The organism is Flavobacterium sp. 140616W15, from assembly GCF_003668995.1.
Classification (GTDB): Bacteria; Bacteroidota; Bacteroidia; order Flavobacteriales; family Flavobacteriaceae; genus Flavobacterium.
On sequence record NZ_CP033068.1, the window covers coordinates 1707974 to 1723318 of the forward strand.

Sequence of the window (15345 nt, forward strand, 5' to 3'; positions counted from 1 at the left end):
AATTTATCGAAATTTATTGATCAATAGTCGTGAAGAAATTGTAGTATTTTAACCAACAAATGATAATATAAACTTACAAGCTTAGAGAGTCTATCCTAGCCAAATCTTCTATTTTACCTATCCACATTTTCTTATCACTTTCATCTAATTCATAAAGAGGTCCTATAAAATTACTCTGAATTGAAGAAACTCCACAATATTCAAGAATGCCATTTTTTAACTGAACGAGTCCGCTTGATTTATAAATGTTTTCATAATCAGTTTCAGATAAATCACCTGCTGTTGTAATTATTCTTCCCGTTTTACCATTTAATAATCCCTCGCTTAGATGTCCTTTATTACTTTTAAAAGCAATACCTGGCAAAAAGGCTCTATCAAAAAATCCTTTCATAATTGCTGGCATACCAAGCCACCATATAGGATGAATCCAAATCTGATGATTACTCCATTTAATATCTTCTAATGCTTTTACTAAATCGGGTTCTAACTCTATTCTTTGTTTATAACCAAACTGTAAATTAGGATTAAAATCCATTTCTCCAATAGCAATATAACGTACTTCTGAACCTGCATCTGATGCAGATTTAATATAGGAATGGGCAATCGCACTGTTAAAACTATTCTTGTCAGGATGCCCGTTAATAACTACTATTTTTTTCATTCTTCTTGATTTAAAATTTGTTTAAATAATTCAATTTGTTGATAATAAAAAATATCTGATAATGAGCTCGGAAAGAAATCAAAAGCATGTACAGCACCTTTTATTTCCATTAGATTAACAACACTACCTGCATCCTTTAATTTTTGTGCATACAATTTTCCTTCATCTTTCAATGGATCTAACTCACACACAATAATAGTGGCATCTGGTAAATCATTGAAGTTGTCTTCTAATAAAGGAACTGCATATTTAGGTGGTTTTGTCATATTGTGTTGCAAGTAATGTTTCCACATCCATTCTGCTGCATTTTTAGTTTGCATAGGTGCATTTGCTAATTCATTGATAGATGATGTTTGTAAAAGATGGCTCATTGGAGGATACAACAAAAACTGATGTCTGATTTCTATTTCTTTTTTATCTCTTGCCAAATGCGTAACCGATGCTGCAATTGTTCCTCCAGCACTACTCCCTCCTATTAGGATTTTATTTTTGTTTCCTTCTATATCATCTGCATATTTGGACAACCATGATAAAACATCATATCCATCTTCAATAGCTGCTGGAAATGGATACTCAGGAGCCAAACGGTAATCAACAGAAACAATTAGCATATTTGTATCAAGAGCCAACCGAAAGAATATAAAATCATATTGCTCAGGAGTACCATATATAAATGCACCTCCATGAAAATAGAGTAATACTGGTAAATTTTGTTTCCCTTTTGGCTTATATATTCTCAATCTAATTTCTCTTGATTTATCAGAAGATGGAATCTGAATATTCTCAACAGAAAGATATTCTGGAACTGCAATTGCCTCTTCTTTTAAGGAAACATCCATTTCCTCTTTCCTGATTTTTGCAGGGTCATTCGCTAACAATGCTTCGTAATCTATGTGGTTAAACGGGCTATTAAGAATAGCTTTCCAAAGATCTGTATCTATCTTTTTAATTATACTTTCCATATCTCAATTGCATTATAATTTTACCACAACTTTCCCCACTGTACGCCCCGTTTCAATTTGCAGATGTGCTTTTGCCATTTCATCAAACTCAAAAACGTGAGAAACATAAGGTTTCAGTATTCCTTTTTCTAACAAAGAAGCGATATATTGCATGTCCTGACCGCTAGAATATACAGCCATAAAATAACAAGCATGCAAGTTTTTTTCTTTAGCTTTTAACTCATCTTCTTTCGTATGTCCTGAGGGCAATGTAACAATGGTTCCAAATTGTTTTAATACTTGTACTGATTTTTGAAAATTCTCTCCTCCAACAGATTCTAATACAAAATCAATATCAGTAAGTACTTCTTCAAAACGAATTGTTTTATAATCAATATGTTCATCTGCACCTAACTTAAGAACAAAATCGCGATTGGAAACCGATGAAACAGCAATAACATAAGCACCAATATGCTTCGCAATCTGTATAGCAAAATGCCCTACACCACCCGAAGCCGCATGAATAAGAACCTTATCTTTTGGTCTCAATTTCCCATAATCTTTAAATGCTTGCCAAGCTGTTAATGCTGCCAAAGTGCTAGCAGCAGCTTCGACATGACTGCTGTTTTTAGGTTTTAGTGCAAGATGCTCCTCGAGAGCTGCTACATATTCGGCATATCCTCTGCCATGCCCAACGAAATTTACCATTCCAAATACTTCATCACCAATTTGAAATCTAGTAACTTCATTTCCTATTTCTACAACTTCGCCCGAAATATCCCAACCCAAAATCAATGGATCATATTGAACCAATTCTTCTGCAAGTGGAGCCTGGCGACTACGAACTTTTACATCTACCGGATTAATACCAATTGCTTTTACTTTAACAAGTACTTCATTTGCTTTTATTTCAGGTTTTTGGATGTCTTTATAAACAAGATTCTCAGTGCCTCCAAACTTTGCCAATACGATTGCTTTCATATTACTTCTATTTATTTAAGCAAAAATAGACTGGTAAAAAGGATAAAAACAGGTACAATTAATGCTTATTCAGGTATCTTTGCAATATGGCTAGAGAAAACATCTATCAATCGCTTGAAGTATTCTACGAGAAAGTAGATGAATGTCCTTTACGTGACAGGTTGTTCAATTTTTTTGAACTCGTTTACGTTATATCGGGTACTGGGAATCATACGGTAAATGGAAATACGTTTCCTTACCTTGCTGGAGATTTGTTTTTAATAACACCAAATGATTCTCATGGATTTGATTTAGAAAGTACCTGTGAATTTATGGTAGTTCGTTTTGGCGAAAGCTATATCAAAGAGTTCCAATGGAAAAGTATAGACCATATAGAGTGTCTTTTATATTACGCCTCTCATTTATCAGGTTCAGTGCTCGTAAATAATGATGACAAAGAAATGATTATTTTACTGATGCGAAATCTACAACAAGCTACGGAGCTTCAAGCAATGTATAGCGAAGATCTCATAAGTCATTTAGTAAATGCAATTATTGTCATTGCAGCCAGAAACATTGCTATAATTAAACCTCAGAGCATCTCACCCAATGCAGATATTCGCACATTGCAAATATTAGATTATATCCAAGAACATATCCGCCAGCCAGAATTTTTGAAAGTGGCTGTAATTGCTGAAAAATTTGGCTTGTCACCCACTTATCTTGGAAGCTACTTCCGAAAACAATGCAACGAATCGATACAGGAATATATTTCTTCTTATCGCATCCGACTAATAGAACATCGATTGCGTTTCAGCGATAAAAGGGTGCATGAAATTGCCGATGAATTTGGATTTGTAGATGAAAGTCATATCAATAAGTTTTTCAAACGACATAAAGAACTTACTCTTAAAGCATATAGAATTGGATTGAGTAACTGATGTTATAGCAACTTTAGGATATACTTTTATAATGACTCCATAATTCGAATTAAATGCAGTAGTTAAAAGCTCTCTTTTGAATTTATAAAATAAAAACAGGTATTGATTTTGGGTCAAATTTATTAAGCTATATTATCAAATCAATTAGCCCGCATAAACCTGCTCCGATTAGTATGGTCCAAGAAATCCAATCTTTAAATTCATTGTTTTTATGTTTCAAAAATAAAACATGAAGTCCCAAATGTATAATCGTAAAGATGTTGAAACTTTTAATAAATACTGCTATGTCCTGACTATGTGTTAGCTCCCAATAAATAAAAAAGAATAATGGAATATGCACTAAAATGAATACTATATATCCTAATTTGTCGCTTAGTAAAGAAAGTCCAGGGAAAATTCTCCATTCTCTACATCGTATTGCGTCCATTTCGTGGATTGTAATAAACGAAAGTCCTAAATAAAAGAAAATATGATCTATCATTATATTGAATTTATTTCCGTCTTGTTTAATTTATCTTAGACTTCAAGTAATTTAGGCTTTGTTGATATCCAAAATAAATTACAAAACGAATTTACAAATAATGTTTAACAAAACTCTCTTTGCGATTTAGTGATTATGCTACACTTTAGTAAAATATGCTATCATTTGTTTTGCTCTTTTATTTTCACTCAATTAATTTAAGCAATAGTACAACCAAAGGCTAATTGTACATAACCGAAAAATTAACAACTATTTTTTTAATATTGAAAAGTAATAATTTTCTATAAAGCGGATATGATGAATTTGATGTCCAATAATATTGAATGCCATAGCTTCAATAGTAATCCGATGTTTCCAATTGATTCCTGATTTTTGAAAATCAAGTTCATCAAAAGTGCTGAATAATTCTATTGTAGATTTCCTAACAGCAATTAATTCGGTAATAATTTGTTCGATAGTTTTACTATTAGCTTTTGATTGTCGGGCCATTTCTATTTCATCAAATGCAATTACAAAATCATTCTCATTTCTTGCAAATTTTAATGTGCCAGCAATTAAAAGTCTTTCAATATCAGTAACGTGTTGCAAAATTTCTTTTATAGTCCATTTATCTGCTTGGTACGTTTTATTTCCGATGAGTTTAACTTTTTGCAAATCTAGAGCCTCAATTTGTTTCAAACTTTCCTCAAAAGCCTGAAACAAAACAATATCCTCAACTAAATTAATATAACGGTCAAAATAGTCAGGTAATACTTTTATTTCTGTTCGTTTCATAACAATGTTTACAAATAATTATTAAATGCTTTAATCGTAATAGCTAACGCAATAAAACATTTATTATTCAATACTTCAAATTAAAAGCTTTTTCTTATAAAAAAAGCTCCAGATTTCTCTGAAGCTTTATCATAATAGCCTTTGACGAAGGTTCTATAAAATACCTTAAAAATTAGTATTTATTCTTTTAGAACGATCAGCAACGTATGAGATTAACCAAATAATTGGACCTTCTTTTACAAAGTATATTTTCTTTTTTTCTGAGTTTGGAATACTTTCTACAAGAGTCAATAATATGTTATTGGCAGAAATTAAATATTTTTGATCGTATATATTTAAAACTCTAGCCGCTTCTTTATCCGTTTTAGAAAGATTGTTATACTTATTGAAGTTGTTCTTCAATACAGCATCATAATTCATAATATCTTCTAAATTAAAAGGAATATAATGATCTTTAGTGTTTTCATTAAAATATAGCGTTGTAAAAGCCCAAACAGCACCACCAGATAAGTAGATCTTTTCTTTGTTTTGTAGAAGAGGATTTGAGTCAAGCATTTCTTTTACCTTCTTACGCAATACAGTGTTATAATCAAAAGATTTTTCTTGATATGCTAACATGTCACTAGCTTCTTTTTGATTTGCTACTGTCTTTTTTACTGCATCAGTAAGTGTCATTGTACCAAAATCAAGCTCTAAAGGCATAAATTCTAATTTATTATCTCCAAGCTCATCGATATAACCACCTTTTGTGCTTACAGCGCCAATATCAAGTAAGATGGCATTAGGATAATCAACAGGAGGAATTGCTCCCTTAACCAACATTCTAGTTTCTTCGTTGATATTAATAACTTCTAATTTTTTGTTGGTAAGCGTCGCAATTTTATTTTTTAAAACATCAAGGTTACGAGCAGATGCAAAAACAGAAGAAGCTACTAAAAATATATTATCTTCATTAATATTGTACTTCACTCTGATTTGCGACAAATGATTATAAACGATGCTACTAGCTTTGTTAATGTCTTCTTGGGTAAGTTCGCCAAAAGCAGTAATATTTTTGGCAAAATTAAGTCCTTCTTCATTTACGTAATGAACAATTTTATAATCGGCTTTCTTTATGTTATTTACCTCTAGAACGGTAACTTTTATTGTTCTACGTCCGATTTCAATTCCGGCATAAACGTTTTTTTGAGAAAAGGAACTAATGGAAAAAAATAAATTTAAAAGGGTAAAAATTAAAATTTGGGATTTGTTTTTTTTAAGCATTGGATTTAGTTAGTGTTATAATTTAATTTGGAGGAAAATTTTTAATGTGTGTTTAAATAAGAAGTTGGTGTTGCGTTTTTTAAATATCAAAATTAAGATGTTGTTGAAGTAGATTCTTCATAACTAATTCAATGTCTTTTATATCAACTATAAAGTAAAAAGGGCTTCATGATGGTTAATGTATAAATGACTAAATAAAAGAATAATTGGCTATCATATCTAAAAGGTGACGAAGCAAAAACTGTTAAATAAAACACCACAAATCTATAAAAACATTTACGAATACAAACTCAGTTATTAAGAAAATGTAGTATTAAATTATCTAGCTAGCAATGTTAAGTTAATGATAAATAACTTCATTTCCTCTAACACATTGAAGAAGAACAGGCTACTGCAATACTAGTTTTAATAAAGGCAACAAGGAGTCGATTCTAACAAGTTTTGTTTGAATAAGCAACTGTAATTTAAGGTTAAATAACCTGTATTGTTTGGTTAAAAAAACAGAAAAATCTTATTAGGTAAATATTTTCTATCTACTTAATTGTTCTATAATTTGTATTATCTCTATAACATGGTTTATTTCTAAATCCATGCTACTATTTCCTTTATATTTAATTTCAATAGCATCTTCTGTTTCATTGTATTTTATTAAAATTTGTGATGCTCCAATTTTCCAATAATATTCGTTACCATTATCTCTGAAAAGCTGATGGGTATATGGTTGTCTTTGATAATTAGGATTTTCCCATATTTCTTTTGAAATTTGAGTTAACAGATCAATAATTTCATAAGCATCAGAATGTGTGAGTAAGCAATACTCTCCTTTTTCATAGTTTAATTGTAGTGAAATACAATCTCCCTTTTTTTGAATCTGAATATTTCCATTCTTAACAAACCAATTATAAACCTGATTTTCCATTTTTTAGCTGTTTTGAGGTGTCCACATTTTTAGAAACTTAAACTTTTTTGAGTACTCCTCTCTTGGACAAAATGCCAAAGCAACTTCTTTATTGTCAAGTGAGGATTCTGTAATTACAACAAAATCAGTTTCATTTTTAAGTTTATCAAATTCAATTTCATTCGCTAAGCAAACGACTTTTTTAAATATCCCATTTATCCATTTTATCATATCCTCATTTTCTTGAAATTTTTTATAACAAGCCAATGATGCATGTGCTGCAATTACTGGAGCTAATTTATCTGGAATATTGTCTTTAATGATAATATACATTTTCATACGTTTGCCTTTAAAAAGATTATGAGAACCTGGGGTTGTGTATTATAGAGATCGTTTAATTCAAACAAAATTAAGTTAAATATAATGCAAAAAAATCAATGTTATAAAATAAAAATGGTTTGACAGATATTGTAAAAACAAATTAAAATGAGAACTTATAAGACAAAAAATAGCAGTAAAGTAAAATTTACTACTATCTAAAATTTGTACTTTTATTTTATTAATCCTGTATTACTTTTTTAAGACTTGACACTATAGTGGCTATAAAAACATTGTCACTACATTTTTACTGGTTACTAGCTAGTTCTTCAATGCTTTTCAATAATCAAAAAACAGATTAGACAAGCCTAATTGTCCTCAGTATAATGGCTGTTAATTTCATTAATTATTTTATAAACCTGATTAATATTATTCTCATTATATCTTCTTGCCCAAAAACTATAAAACCAAACAATATCTCCATCCGCAAATTGTTTCCCGGAAATTAATCTTATTTCTTCGAGATTTAGTAAAAATTCATCTGACGTGAAAGGTTCTATTTTTGAGTAAAATTTTTTTGCGTCATCATCTCTTTCTTTTTGAAATTTCATTACTTTATATATTTCTTCTAATCTTTCTTTATAATCTGGAGTTGAGTATATATCGTTATAACTTATTAATAATCCAGTGACAACTTTATCAAAGTCCAATTTTTTGTAAGTACGGCGAGTTATTAAACTATAAAACATATTATGATTTTTTTCAAAAATATCAGTAATTAAAGATGGATTCTTTTTAAGATGATTGACAAAACTTGCAGAAAGAAAGTCATTAACTCCTTTATAATTATGATCACTAAGATATGATGATATATAGTGTCTTTTCTCATCAAAATTTTCACCTTGTTCAAGGTAATCTAATATATTTTTCATTTCTTCAATCATTCCTTGTTCTTCAGTTAAAGGATCCTCCTCATGTCTAGTAGCAACTTCTTCAAAAGCTATAGCAGTTGGAGGTTCAATGGAGTTCTCATTTTGATTGCTCAAATTATTTCTTTTATGTTCTTCATTTGTTTTAAAAAGTTCAATTATTTGGTCTTTTTTGTAAATCGAAATTCCAATAATGAAAATAATTATGACTATCGTTATATTTCTGCCTTTCATAAATTTTAATTTGAAATAATTAATGTTTTATAATTTTAATTTTTTGTAAATTAGACTTTATCAATTAAAGTATGTTTTCTTCTTTTTGTGACGAGACACAATTAGTTTGAGAAACTATTCTTTACATTCTATGGAATTTATTTCTTTAGCATACAATAACTTACACTCAATCACCGAAGTATCTTTTAGTCCACCTAGATGCAAATAGTAAGGCTTACTTTTGATTCGTTTGAATACATACTTTCTTCAAATACTTTTTCGACAGTATACGAATATCTTTTTTCATCAAATTGCTGAATTAAATTATATTTCTCATCGTTCATCTCTTTATGACATTGATATTTCAATTCATATGTCTGGGAAAATGTTTTTGTTGCTATAAATAAAAAAAAGATTAGTTTCTTCATTTGTTATATTTTTTTTTAAGATTATTAAATTAGGTACATATTTTCTACCCTCCATTTTCATCAGCAAGTGCATTTTGATATTCCTCTGATTTTACATAAAGATTTTTATAGCCAGGTAAATTGTAGTAATTGTTTTTTATTATTTCTTTTTTAATAGAATCGTCAATGTCGCGCATCCAAATTCTTTGCATAAAATAACTTTTATCTTTATACTTTTCATCATAACGATATTGCTCCCCAAAATAGACCAGATGAGCTAGCAATTTTGCTCTGTCTTGAAGTGAAAGCTCGTTTCTTTTATCCTTATCCTCAAGCAAATACATTACATACATTTTTAAAGCTTCAAAATAATTAGTCCCTTCGGGTTTTATAATTTCTTTTAAAACAGTGAAAATTTCTAAATTTAATTTTACAGTTCCATCGCATTTTTTATTCCAAAATATCTTGTCTAACTCATTTGGGTTATTGCTATCAAATTTTGTGTTTTCTACTACCCATTTCAACAATTCTTTATCATCATAATAACCAAAAGTTGTTACCAAACTTTGCATGAAATTTTTGTCATTTAAGAGTAACCATTTAAAATGAGCTCTACTATCGTTAAATAAATACATGTTGCGAGCAACTAGAATTTGGATGTTTCTTTTGCGTTGTCCGGCTAGGTCTTTGACGTCTTTCCATCTAGTCACATAAACATTATCACCATTATTATCTTTAAACTTTGTGTTTATTTTTTTTTCAATATCTATTATAGGAGGATAAAGCTCTTCATAGTCTGTTATCTCAGCAATAAATAGTTGGTCAACAATTAACTTTTTTGTTTTTGAAATAAAAACATTAGGTCTAAAACCATCCGAATCTGCAAATGATGATACTCCTTTACAAATATCAAAAGTGTTTATATAAAATAAATTTTTATTATTATGAAGTTTATTAAATATTTTGTTTATATGCTTATTAAAAATTTCTTCTGTTGGAGCTATATACCCATTACTTAATAAAATTTTCGAACATTCGTCCTCTAATACTTCAATATCATCTACACTAAATTCATAATACTTAATATCTGTTACATCATTTGAAACTGAGTTTCCAAACTGTATTTGTCTTGTTAATACTTTATTCATCTTGTCAATTATTGAATCTTTATTTTTAATATTAGTCGCTGTTCTTTCTATATTATTTTTTATTTTTTCATTCACCTCTTTTCCTTGTGAGTTACAAGAAGTAGTAAAATAAAAAATTATAATAATAATCATGCTTTTTGTTTTCATTGGTGTGTATCTGAAGAAGTTAATGAATCAGTTATGTTTTCTGAAGTTAAATTATAAAGTTTTGTATAATCTGAAAAACTTGAAGGATATGTAAAACACTTTATTTCTGAGAGTTTTGCTGATGATAAAGTTATACCACTGCCTATTTTAATGCCATTTTCCTTTACACTTTGATTCCCACCTAAAACTGCAATTCTCCCTGTACTTGTTTTTCCAATAACAAAAGCTACGTGTTCACCTCCATTTTCCCACTTTATCAAAGCTATTGCCCCATAAGCTGGTGTATTATTTTTAGTTTGACTTCCTTCTTCCCAATAATGATCAATAGCATATATCGCTTTTGGAGCGAAAGCTCTTGCTCGTATGGTTCCTAATCCAGATGGAGGTGGATATTTAAAAGTACCTTTTGTTAAACACCAAGTTACGAATGCAGCACACCAATTTTCAGTAAATTTTCCTGTTGTATAATTAGCATTATCAAAATAAGTTTCTACTTTATCTTTTAAAGGAATTAAATTATTATTTAAACCTTTATATTTTTCATATTCTTTCCATGCTACATCCATCCATGGAATTTTCCCCGATAATTCAGGAATTATCCCTCCACTATCACAAACATTTTTATTATACTTGAACCAAGTTTTTATTTTTTGCAAATTTTGTTTTCTTCTATCTAAATGTAAGGTTGTTGGATAATCATCCGTACTTGTGGGCAGATATCCTTGTAGTAAACGACAGATCAAAAAGAAATAATCTTCTTCATTTTCTTTCATTAACAGCGCAATTTCGTTTAAGTTTTTTGATAATCCTTTAGGGAATTTATTCCTTTTCCACTCAAAAGCTCTCATTTTAGCTTCAAATTCAGTTTGTGTTTCATCACTTTTTTTGCCTCTTGCAGGCCATGATGGCGCTTTAATTTGATTCCAAACCCAGCCACCACTGTCGACAGCTAAAAATATTTTTTGAGCTACTAAGTCAGGATTACCTATAATATCGTGTGCAGTTCCTATTTTTTGTTGATAATCAGAATACATAACAGGTTGGTTTCCATCACCTGTCAATTGCAGAAGCCCTCTTCCTTTATAAAAATATTGACTTGAAGCTGTATTACCAGAAATCTCTCCTGCGGTTTGAAAAAAACCAGTTTCAACGCTTGTCATGGCTAAAAAGCTATTTTTTGAATACATTCATTGAGACCATATTTACGGAACATAGCATTGAGTTGAAAAGTTAATGATGCATAACTTTTATCATCTATATTACAATTTTGACTTCCCCAAATAGTATCTTTTCCGTTTACTGCTTTTATTAGATCTTTTACCTCCTCCTCCGTTAAGTCTTTATTACAATAGCAGCTTTTCCCTTTTATAAGCTCCGCCATTTCCAAATCTACCATTACAGGAACAGTACAATTATCAATAGCTTCCTCTGTTAAAATGCCTTTTTCTACTATTAAAGCTGTGTTTTTAAAACAGATGAGTTGTTTTCGCAAGGTTATCTTTTCTTCTTTAGTAAAAGGTGTTTCGTCTTTCTTGGTGGCTTTTATGCCTATGGTTTTCATGTCTGGGCTTCTTACCAAGCTTGCATTTGGATAAGGCATTTCCGCTAATTGATCATCTTCAAAAACATAAACTTCTTTTTTGTCATCGTTTGGGTCTTTTACTTTTCGGCTTACTTGTATAGTAAAACGTACAGGGTTGGTTTCTGCATCGGTAAGGTATTTTTCTTCGGGGGTGAAACTGAGTTCTAAAAGCCCATCACTACCCACTTTCTCTTTAAATTCCTGAATGCTTTGCAATACCGTTATGATGCCGTTTTTTTCTTCCATACAATCAGAATGCGTCAAGCTCATAACATCAACTCTTAATTCTTCTTCCTGCATATTGACAGTATGCACCCATATTTTGTGGCTTTTGTCTTGATGGGTAAGGGTTTGCTGTACACTTTTACCGTCTTCTTTAGCAAAAAATATTGACTTTATTTTTTTGTCGCTGGTTACTGCAAGTTCTTCGTTACTGTCTAATACCTCTATAAATTTTGTTCCCACTACCGGTTTGCCGTTTTTTATAGCCATATCGTCGGGCAAGGTTATTGTTCCTTGGCTTCCAGTTGGTATTTCTACGGTAAAAGTCAAACTTATATTGGGGTTTGGTGTTTCGGTTGTTGCCGGTAGTGCTTTTTTTATTTTTTCTTTATACTTGTCATCAGTAGAAATTTTAAATGAACCAATGCCTTTATCATTAAGAGCTATCTTTTTTTCTTCGAGCATGTATGTTGCCGGCTCTAAATAAAAAGATCCGCCTGCGCCTCTTACCCAAACTTTTATGGTGATCGATTGATTTTCTAATCCTGCAATTTCTACAAAGGCATGTGTTTCTTCCTTATAGCCTGTTTCCGTACGTTTATAACCTGTTCCATACGCCCATAGAGCCCGTTTTACTTCTGGATTGGCTACTTTTATTTTTGTTGTTGCTTTTATATCAAGGGTTTGTTCTCCTGTAAGGTAGGCGGCTATTTCAAATTCTCCTTCACTGTTAAAAGTAATTGTTCCGTCATGATTGTCCACTACATCATTTGGCAATTCTAAATTTATTTTTTCATCGCCTACCAAGGGCATAATACGGGCTACAGTTTCAATTTTTACTTTTGCTCCTTTGGGTATCGATTCTGGTAGCTTTACTTTGTCTATAGCATTTCTTATTACCTCAAAGAAAAAGCAGTCTGATCCATTAAATAAAGGTTCGTTAGCCGGCTTTCCGTAGCCTTCTATAACATATTTGCCAAAATAGTTGTTGCCTCCTCTAGCATCATAATAAAGTATTTGATTGATAGGTTTGTTGATGCTTTTTTCTTTTGAAATGGCAGCGTTCTCAAAAGCTGTTAATCTTATGCCGTCTTTTTGCAAATACCACTGCATTTTGGTAGCGTTGGCAGGTAAAAATTCTACATTAAACTTGCTTACTTCTACTTTCAGGCTCTCATTATATCGCAAAAGTTGGTTACAGGTTCCTTTTACAGTATTTACTCCCAGAGATTCTAAAACGGTTAAAGTAGTTTTTATCGGGCTTGAATCATTCGGCGATGTATAGGCCTCAACTTGGTATTCATCGGGGTTTTTGAAGGTAAAAATACCTAGTGCCCCCGTTTTCGTTTCCACTTTTATTAGATTAGATTCACTACTAATCTGGCTATTAAATATTACTGCATTCTTACAAGTTACTCTCCAACTGGCAATTGGCGATGTTTCATAGATAGGATTTAATGATGCTGGATTAAGTATTTTTTGTTTTTCTACTAAGGAACTTGCTTTAAATTTTAAAGTTAAAGGAATTGGTGTGTTTTTTAACAGGGTTTTACCGGGTGCCGTAATTCCTTCTACATGGTCTTTTATATATTCAATAAGTATAAAGCATTTGTCAGATCCGGCTTTGTTTGCATAAGCTTCAATTCGATACACACCTTCCTCCAGATCTCTAAAAAGTTTATCTAATGTAAATACAATGTTGGCCCCAATACCCACAAAAGTTTTTACTTTATCTTTTACCCCATCTCCTTTAAAGATAGCCCATGTTATTTTTGTTGGATCTCCTTTATAGGTTGCTTTTAATTGAAGTTTTGCTTCTGCAACTGACATTGTCGAAGGCCAAATATTTGTGTTTTTAGCTTTTTCTATAAAATAATATTTGCCTGTTGGTTTATCTGCAAGCGGAGCAACGATGGTGATTTCAGAAACCGAATCTTCTTTGGTAGGATCTGAGGTTTCCCACTGAGCAGAGGTGTTTTCAACAGTAAAGGCATCTGCTTCTTTTACATCAATTGTATTTACTGCTTTTTTTGCCCAGTGGTTGCAAATTCAATCGTGCCTTTCTGGCCATAACCTTCACAGGTGCCCGTGGATATATCGAGAAGTACTTTCATACTTTTATGAAAATCTACATTTTTATAATAGTCACTGTATTTGATGTTACATTTTGCTTTGCAGGGTAGTTTTTTATTGTCGGGCGTATTGCACATTCCAAAGCCGTTTCCGCCACCAAAACTTTCTGATGTATCATCAAGATTCGTCGCAATAGGTTTTTCCTGAGCAAAGTATTTATTTTTTCCTAACTTCTTAGTCTGGCTTTTTACCATTAAAGGCACCGCTTTTGCCTTACTATTATTATCAGCAGAATTAGAACAAAAGCATTTAGCTCCATCTACTATTATTTCTCCTTTTGCCATATTATTTAGAATTGATTTCTCTTTTAATATTTAAAAATATTTCTTCCTTATAATGAAATGAAGTGTCCGTCTGAATTTCAAAAATGGCACTTTTGTATTTTACCCTGCTATGCGAACTATCCAAAGCTGTAATTGCCTTTACATTTGTTACATACTGCTCTAGATTGGTTTTATTACTTGTTACAAAATTTATTCTTTCGGTGCATCCTTCATTTACCACTTCTTGCGATTCAAAATACAGTAACGATTCACCATTATCTGATATAACAAATTTTGTTTTACCAGCACATTCTACATTTCCAATTGATTTTATATTCCAATTAATTATTGTCTTATTGGGATGCTCTTCTTTATCAACTTCTGGATTAAAAAAATTAAATTCCAAAAAGGTTCTTTAAACTTATTTTGCGTAAAAACCTGTTTATCATACACATTTAGATTAAATTTTTCTAATATATCTTTAGCATTTTTGTTATCATCGTATTCCTCCATTAGAATAGCAGTGTTTTTCTCCCATCTTTCAAGCCATTCTTTATATTCTATCAGCTTAACAAATTCTCCCTGACTTGTTGTTTGAATCTTAATTGGATAGGTAAGCTGTTCTAAATTCTCTAGAAATGTTAAATAGGTATTTTCATGACTAGGGTTATTAATAACTTTTGTCTTACTAACTTCGTATGTATTAAAATTTGATTTTTTTTCTAAAGCAAGAAATTCAACATTAAAAGACGTTTCAATTTCTTTTGCATTATCATTAACTATTGTGCTTATTTTATGTGTTATTTCAAATGTCATTTTTTATGTAAACTTATATGTTATATTTTCTTTTTTATAACCTTTTTAAACAATAAAAACATTATCCATCCTACTAATAATCCTACACTTATACATAACAAAGATTCTAAAATAAAAACTTTCCAGGAAACAATTTCAAAACCTATCTCATCATCTAAAGGTGCTGTATCAGAATAGCTAACTATAGGTCCTATTAAAGAATACAAAAATCCGATTACTCCGCCTGTTATTATTAATGTCTTTTTCAT

18 protein-coding genes are annotated in these 15345 nt (G+C 30.8%); 1 reads left to right on the forward strand and 17 read right to left on the reverse strand.

Annotated features, from left to right (window positions below; all coding sequences use genetic code 11):
- Nucleotides 1-73 precede the first annotated feature (73 nt).
- The 3 genes from EAG11_RS07250 to EAG11_RS07260 are packed head-to-tail and all read right to left on the reverse strand — an operon-like array spanning nucleotide 74 to nucleotide 2583.
- On the reverse strand, nucleotides 74-661 hold the full coding sequence (locus EAG11_RS07250) for an NAD(P)H-dependent oxidoreductase (protein ID WP_129538593.1): 588 nt from the start codon (nucleotides 659-661) through the stop codon (nucleotides 74-76).
- A complete protein-coding gene (locus EAG11_RS07255; protein ID WP_129538594.1) occupies nucleotides 658-1623 on the reverse strand; it encodes an alpha/beta hydrolase in 966 nt (321 codons plus the stop codon). Before EAG11_RS07255 ends, EAG11_RS07250 begins: the two co-directional genes overlap by 4 nt.
- Nucleotides 1624-1635: 12 nt before the next feature.
- Entirely contained in the window at nucleotides 1636-2583 is a 948-nt protein-coding gene (locus tag EAG11_RS07260) for an NADP-dependent oxidoreductase (RefSeq protein WP_129538595.1), read from the reverse strand.
- Between the two features lie 86 nt (nucleotides 2584-2669).
- On the opposite strand from EAG11_RS07260, the gene EAG11_RS07265 reads away from it, so the two are divergent.
- On the forward strand, nucleotides 2670-3503 hold the full coding sequence (locus EAG11_RS07265; protein ID WP_207209623.1) for an AraC family transcriptional regulator: 834 nt from the start codon (nucleotides 2670-2672) through the stop codon (nucleotides 3501-3503).
- 127 nt (nucleotides 3504-3630) lie between these two features.
- Here the strand turns inward: EAG11_RS07265 and EAG11_RS07270 are convergent, their stop codons facing one another.
- The 14 genes from EAG11_RS07270 to EAG11_RS07335 form a co-directional block, all read right to left on the reverse strand.
- On the reverse strand, nucleotides 3631-3984 hold the full coding sequence (locus tag EAG11_RS07270) for a DUF6713 family protein (RefSeq protein WP_129538596.1): 354 nt from the start codon (nucleotides 3982-3984) through the stop codon (nucleotides 3631-3633).
- A gap of 249 nt (nucleotides 3985-4233) precedes the next feature.
- Entirely contained in the window at nucleotides 4234-4758 is a 525-nt protein-coding gene (locus EAG11_RS07275; protein WP_129538597.1) for a DinB family protein, read from the reverse strand.
- A 165-nt stretch (nucleotides 4759-4923) separates the two neighbouring features.
- Entirely contained in the window at nucleotides 4924-6021 is a 1098-nt protein-coding gene (locus EAG11_RS07280) for an exopolyphosphatase (protein WP_129538598.1), read from the reverse strand.
- Nucleotides 6022-6550: 529 nt separating this feature from the next.
- Nucleotides 6551-6940, reverse strand: coding sequence for a hypothetical protein (locus EAG11_RS07285; protein ID WP_129538599.1), 390 nt, complete (start codon nucleotides 6938-6940; stop codon nucleotides 6551-6553).
- A 3-nt stretch (nucleotides 6941-6943) separates the two neighbouring features.
- Complete coding sequence (locus tag EAG11_RS07290; protein WP_129538600.1) at nucleotides 6944-7258, reverse strand: hypothetical protein; 315 nt, start codon at nucleotides 7256-7258, stop codon at nucleotides 6944-6946.
- A gap of 347 nt (nucleotides 7259-7605) precedes the next feature.
- Nucleotides 7606-8400 (reverse strand): hypothetical protein, encoded by a 795-nt coding sequence (locus tag EAG11_RS07295; protein ID WP_129538601.1) that lies wholly within the window; start codon nucleotides 8398-8400, stop codon nucleotides 7606-7608.
- Between the two features lie 194 nt (nucleotides 8401-8594).
- Nucleotides 8595-8807: a hypothetical protein gene (locus EAG11_RS07300; RefSeq protein WP_129538602.1), complete on the reverse strand. Its 213-nt coding sequence runs from the start codon at nucleotides 8805-8807 to the stop codon at nucleotides 8595-8597.
- Nucleotides 8808-8851: 44 nt separating this feature from the next.
- Complete coding sequence (locus tag EAG11_RS07305) at nucleotides 8852-10066, reverse strand: hypothetical protein (protein WP_129538603.1); 1215 nt, start codon at nucleotides 10064-10066, stop codon at nucleotides 8852-8854.
- An 11-nt stretch (nucleotides 10067-10077) separates the two neighbouring features.
- A complete protein-coding gene (locus EAG11_RS07310) occupies nucleotides 10078-11241 on the reverse strand; it encodes a CHAP domain-containing protein (RefSeq protein ID WP_164998669.1) in 1164 nt (387 codons plus the stop codon).
- 2 nt (nucleotides 11242-11243) lie between these two features.
- Nucleotides 11244-13715, reverse strand: coding sequence for a hypothetical protein (locus EAG11_RS07315; protein ID WP_129538605.1), 2472 nt, complete (start codon nucleotides 13713-13715; stop codon nucleotides 11244-11246).
- Nucleotides 13716-13903: 188 nt separating this feature from the next.
- Nucleotides 13904-14302: a PAAR-like protein gene (locus EAG11_RS07320; protein WP_129538606.1), complete on the reverse strand. Its 399-nt coding sequence runs from the start codon at nucleotides 14300-14302 to the stop codon at nucleotides 13904-13906.
- Nucleotide 14303: 1 nt separating this feature from the next.
- Nucleotides 14304-14687 (reverse strand): hypothetical protein, encoded by a 384-nt coding sequence (locus tag EAG11_RS07325; RefSeq protein ID WP_129538607.1) that lies wholly within the window; start codon nucleotides 14685-14687, stop codon nucleotides 14304-14306.
- Entirely contained in the window at nucleotides 14627-15097 is a 471-nt protein-coding gene (locus EAG11_RS07330; protein ID WP_129538608.1) for a hypothetical protein, read from the reverse strand. The genes EAG11_RS07325 and EAG11_RS07330 overlap by 61 nt, the downstream gene beginning before the upstream one ends.
- Before the next feature lie 20 nt (nucleotides 15098-15117).
- Nucleotides 15118-15345: a hypothetical protein gene (locus tag EAG11_RS07335; protein WP_129538609.1), complete on the reverse strand. Its 228-nt coding sequence runs from the start codon at nucleotides 15343-15345 to the stop codon at nucleotides 15118-15120.

Excerpts from the sequence above, each read along its gene's own strand:
- EAG11_RS07250 (WP_129538593.1), bottom strand. The coding sequence starts at position 661 with ATGAAAAAAATAGTAGTTATTAACGGGCATCCTGACAAGAATAGTTTT.
- EAG11_RS07255 (WP_129538594.1), bottom strand. The coding sequence starts at position 1,623 with ATGGAAAGTATAATTAAAAAGATAGATACAGATCTTTGGAAAGCTATT.
- EAG11_RS07260 (WP_129538595.1), bottom strand. The coding sequence starts at position 2,583 with ATGAAAGCAATCGTATTGGCAAAGTTTGGAGGCACTGAGAATCTTGTT.
- EAG11_RS07265 (WP_207209623.1), top strand. The coding sequence starts at position 2,670 with ATGGCTAGAGAAAACATCTATCAATCGCTTGAAGTATTCTACGAGAAA.
- EAG11_RS07270 (WP_129538596.1), bottom strand. The coding sequence starts at position 3,984 with ATGATAGATCATATTTTCTTTTATTTAGGACTTTCGTTTATTACAATC.
- EAG11_RS07275 (WP_129538597.1), bottom strand. The coding sequence starts at position 4,758 with ATGAAACGAACAGAAATAAAAGTATTACCTGACTATTTTGACCGTTAT.
- EAG11_RS07280 (WP_129538598.1), bottom strand. The coding sequence starts at position 6,021 with ATGCTTAAAAAAAACAAATCCCAAATTTTAATTTTTACCCTTTTAAAT.
- EAG11_RS07285 (WP_129538599.1), bottom strand. The coding sequence starts at position 6,940 with ATGGAAAATCAGGTTTATAATTGGTTTGTTAAGAATGGAAATATTCAG.
- EAG11_RS07290 (WP_129538600.1), bottom strand. The coding sequence starts at position 7,258 with ATGAAAATGTATATTATCATTAAAGACAATATTCCAGATAAATTAGCT.
- EAG11_RS07295 (WP_129538601.1), bottom strand. The coding sequence starts at position 8,400 with ATGAAAGGCAGAAATATAACGATAGTCATAATTATTTTCATTATTGGA.
- EAG11_RS07300 (WP_129538602.1), bottom strand. The coding sequence starts at position 8,807 with ATGAAGAAACTAATCTTTTTTTTATTTATAGCAACAAAAACATTTTCC.
- EAG11_RS07305 (WP_129538603.1), bottom strand. The coding sequence starts at position 10,066 with ATGATTATTATTATAATTTTTTATTTTACTACTTCTTGTAACTCACAA.
- EAG11_RS07310 (WP_164998669.1), bottom strand. The coding sequence starts at position 11,241 with ATGACAAGCGTTGAAACTGGTTTTTTTCAAACCGCAGGAGAGATTTCT.
- EAG11_RS07315 (WP_129538605.1), bottom strand. The coding sequence starts at position 13,715 with ATGTCAGTTGCAGAAGCAAAACTTCAATTAAAAGCAACCTATAAAGGA.
- EAG11_RS07320 (WP_129538606.1), bottom strand. The coding sequence starts at position 14,302 with ATGGCAAAAGGAGAAATAATAGTAGATGGAGCTAAATGCTTTTGTTCT.
- EAG11_RS07330 (WP_129538608.1), bottom strand. The coding sequence starts at position 15,097 with ATGACATTTGAAATAACACATAAAATAAGCACAATAGTTAATGATAAT.
- EAG11_RS07335 (WP_129538609.1), bottom strand. The coding sequence starts at position 15,345 with ATGAAAAAGACATTAATAATAACAGGCGGAGTAATCGGATTTTTGTAT.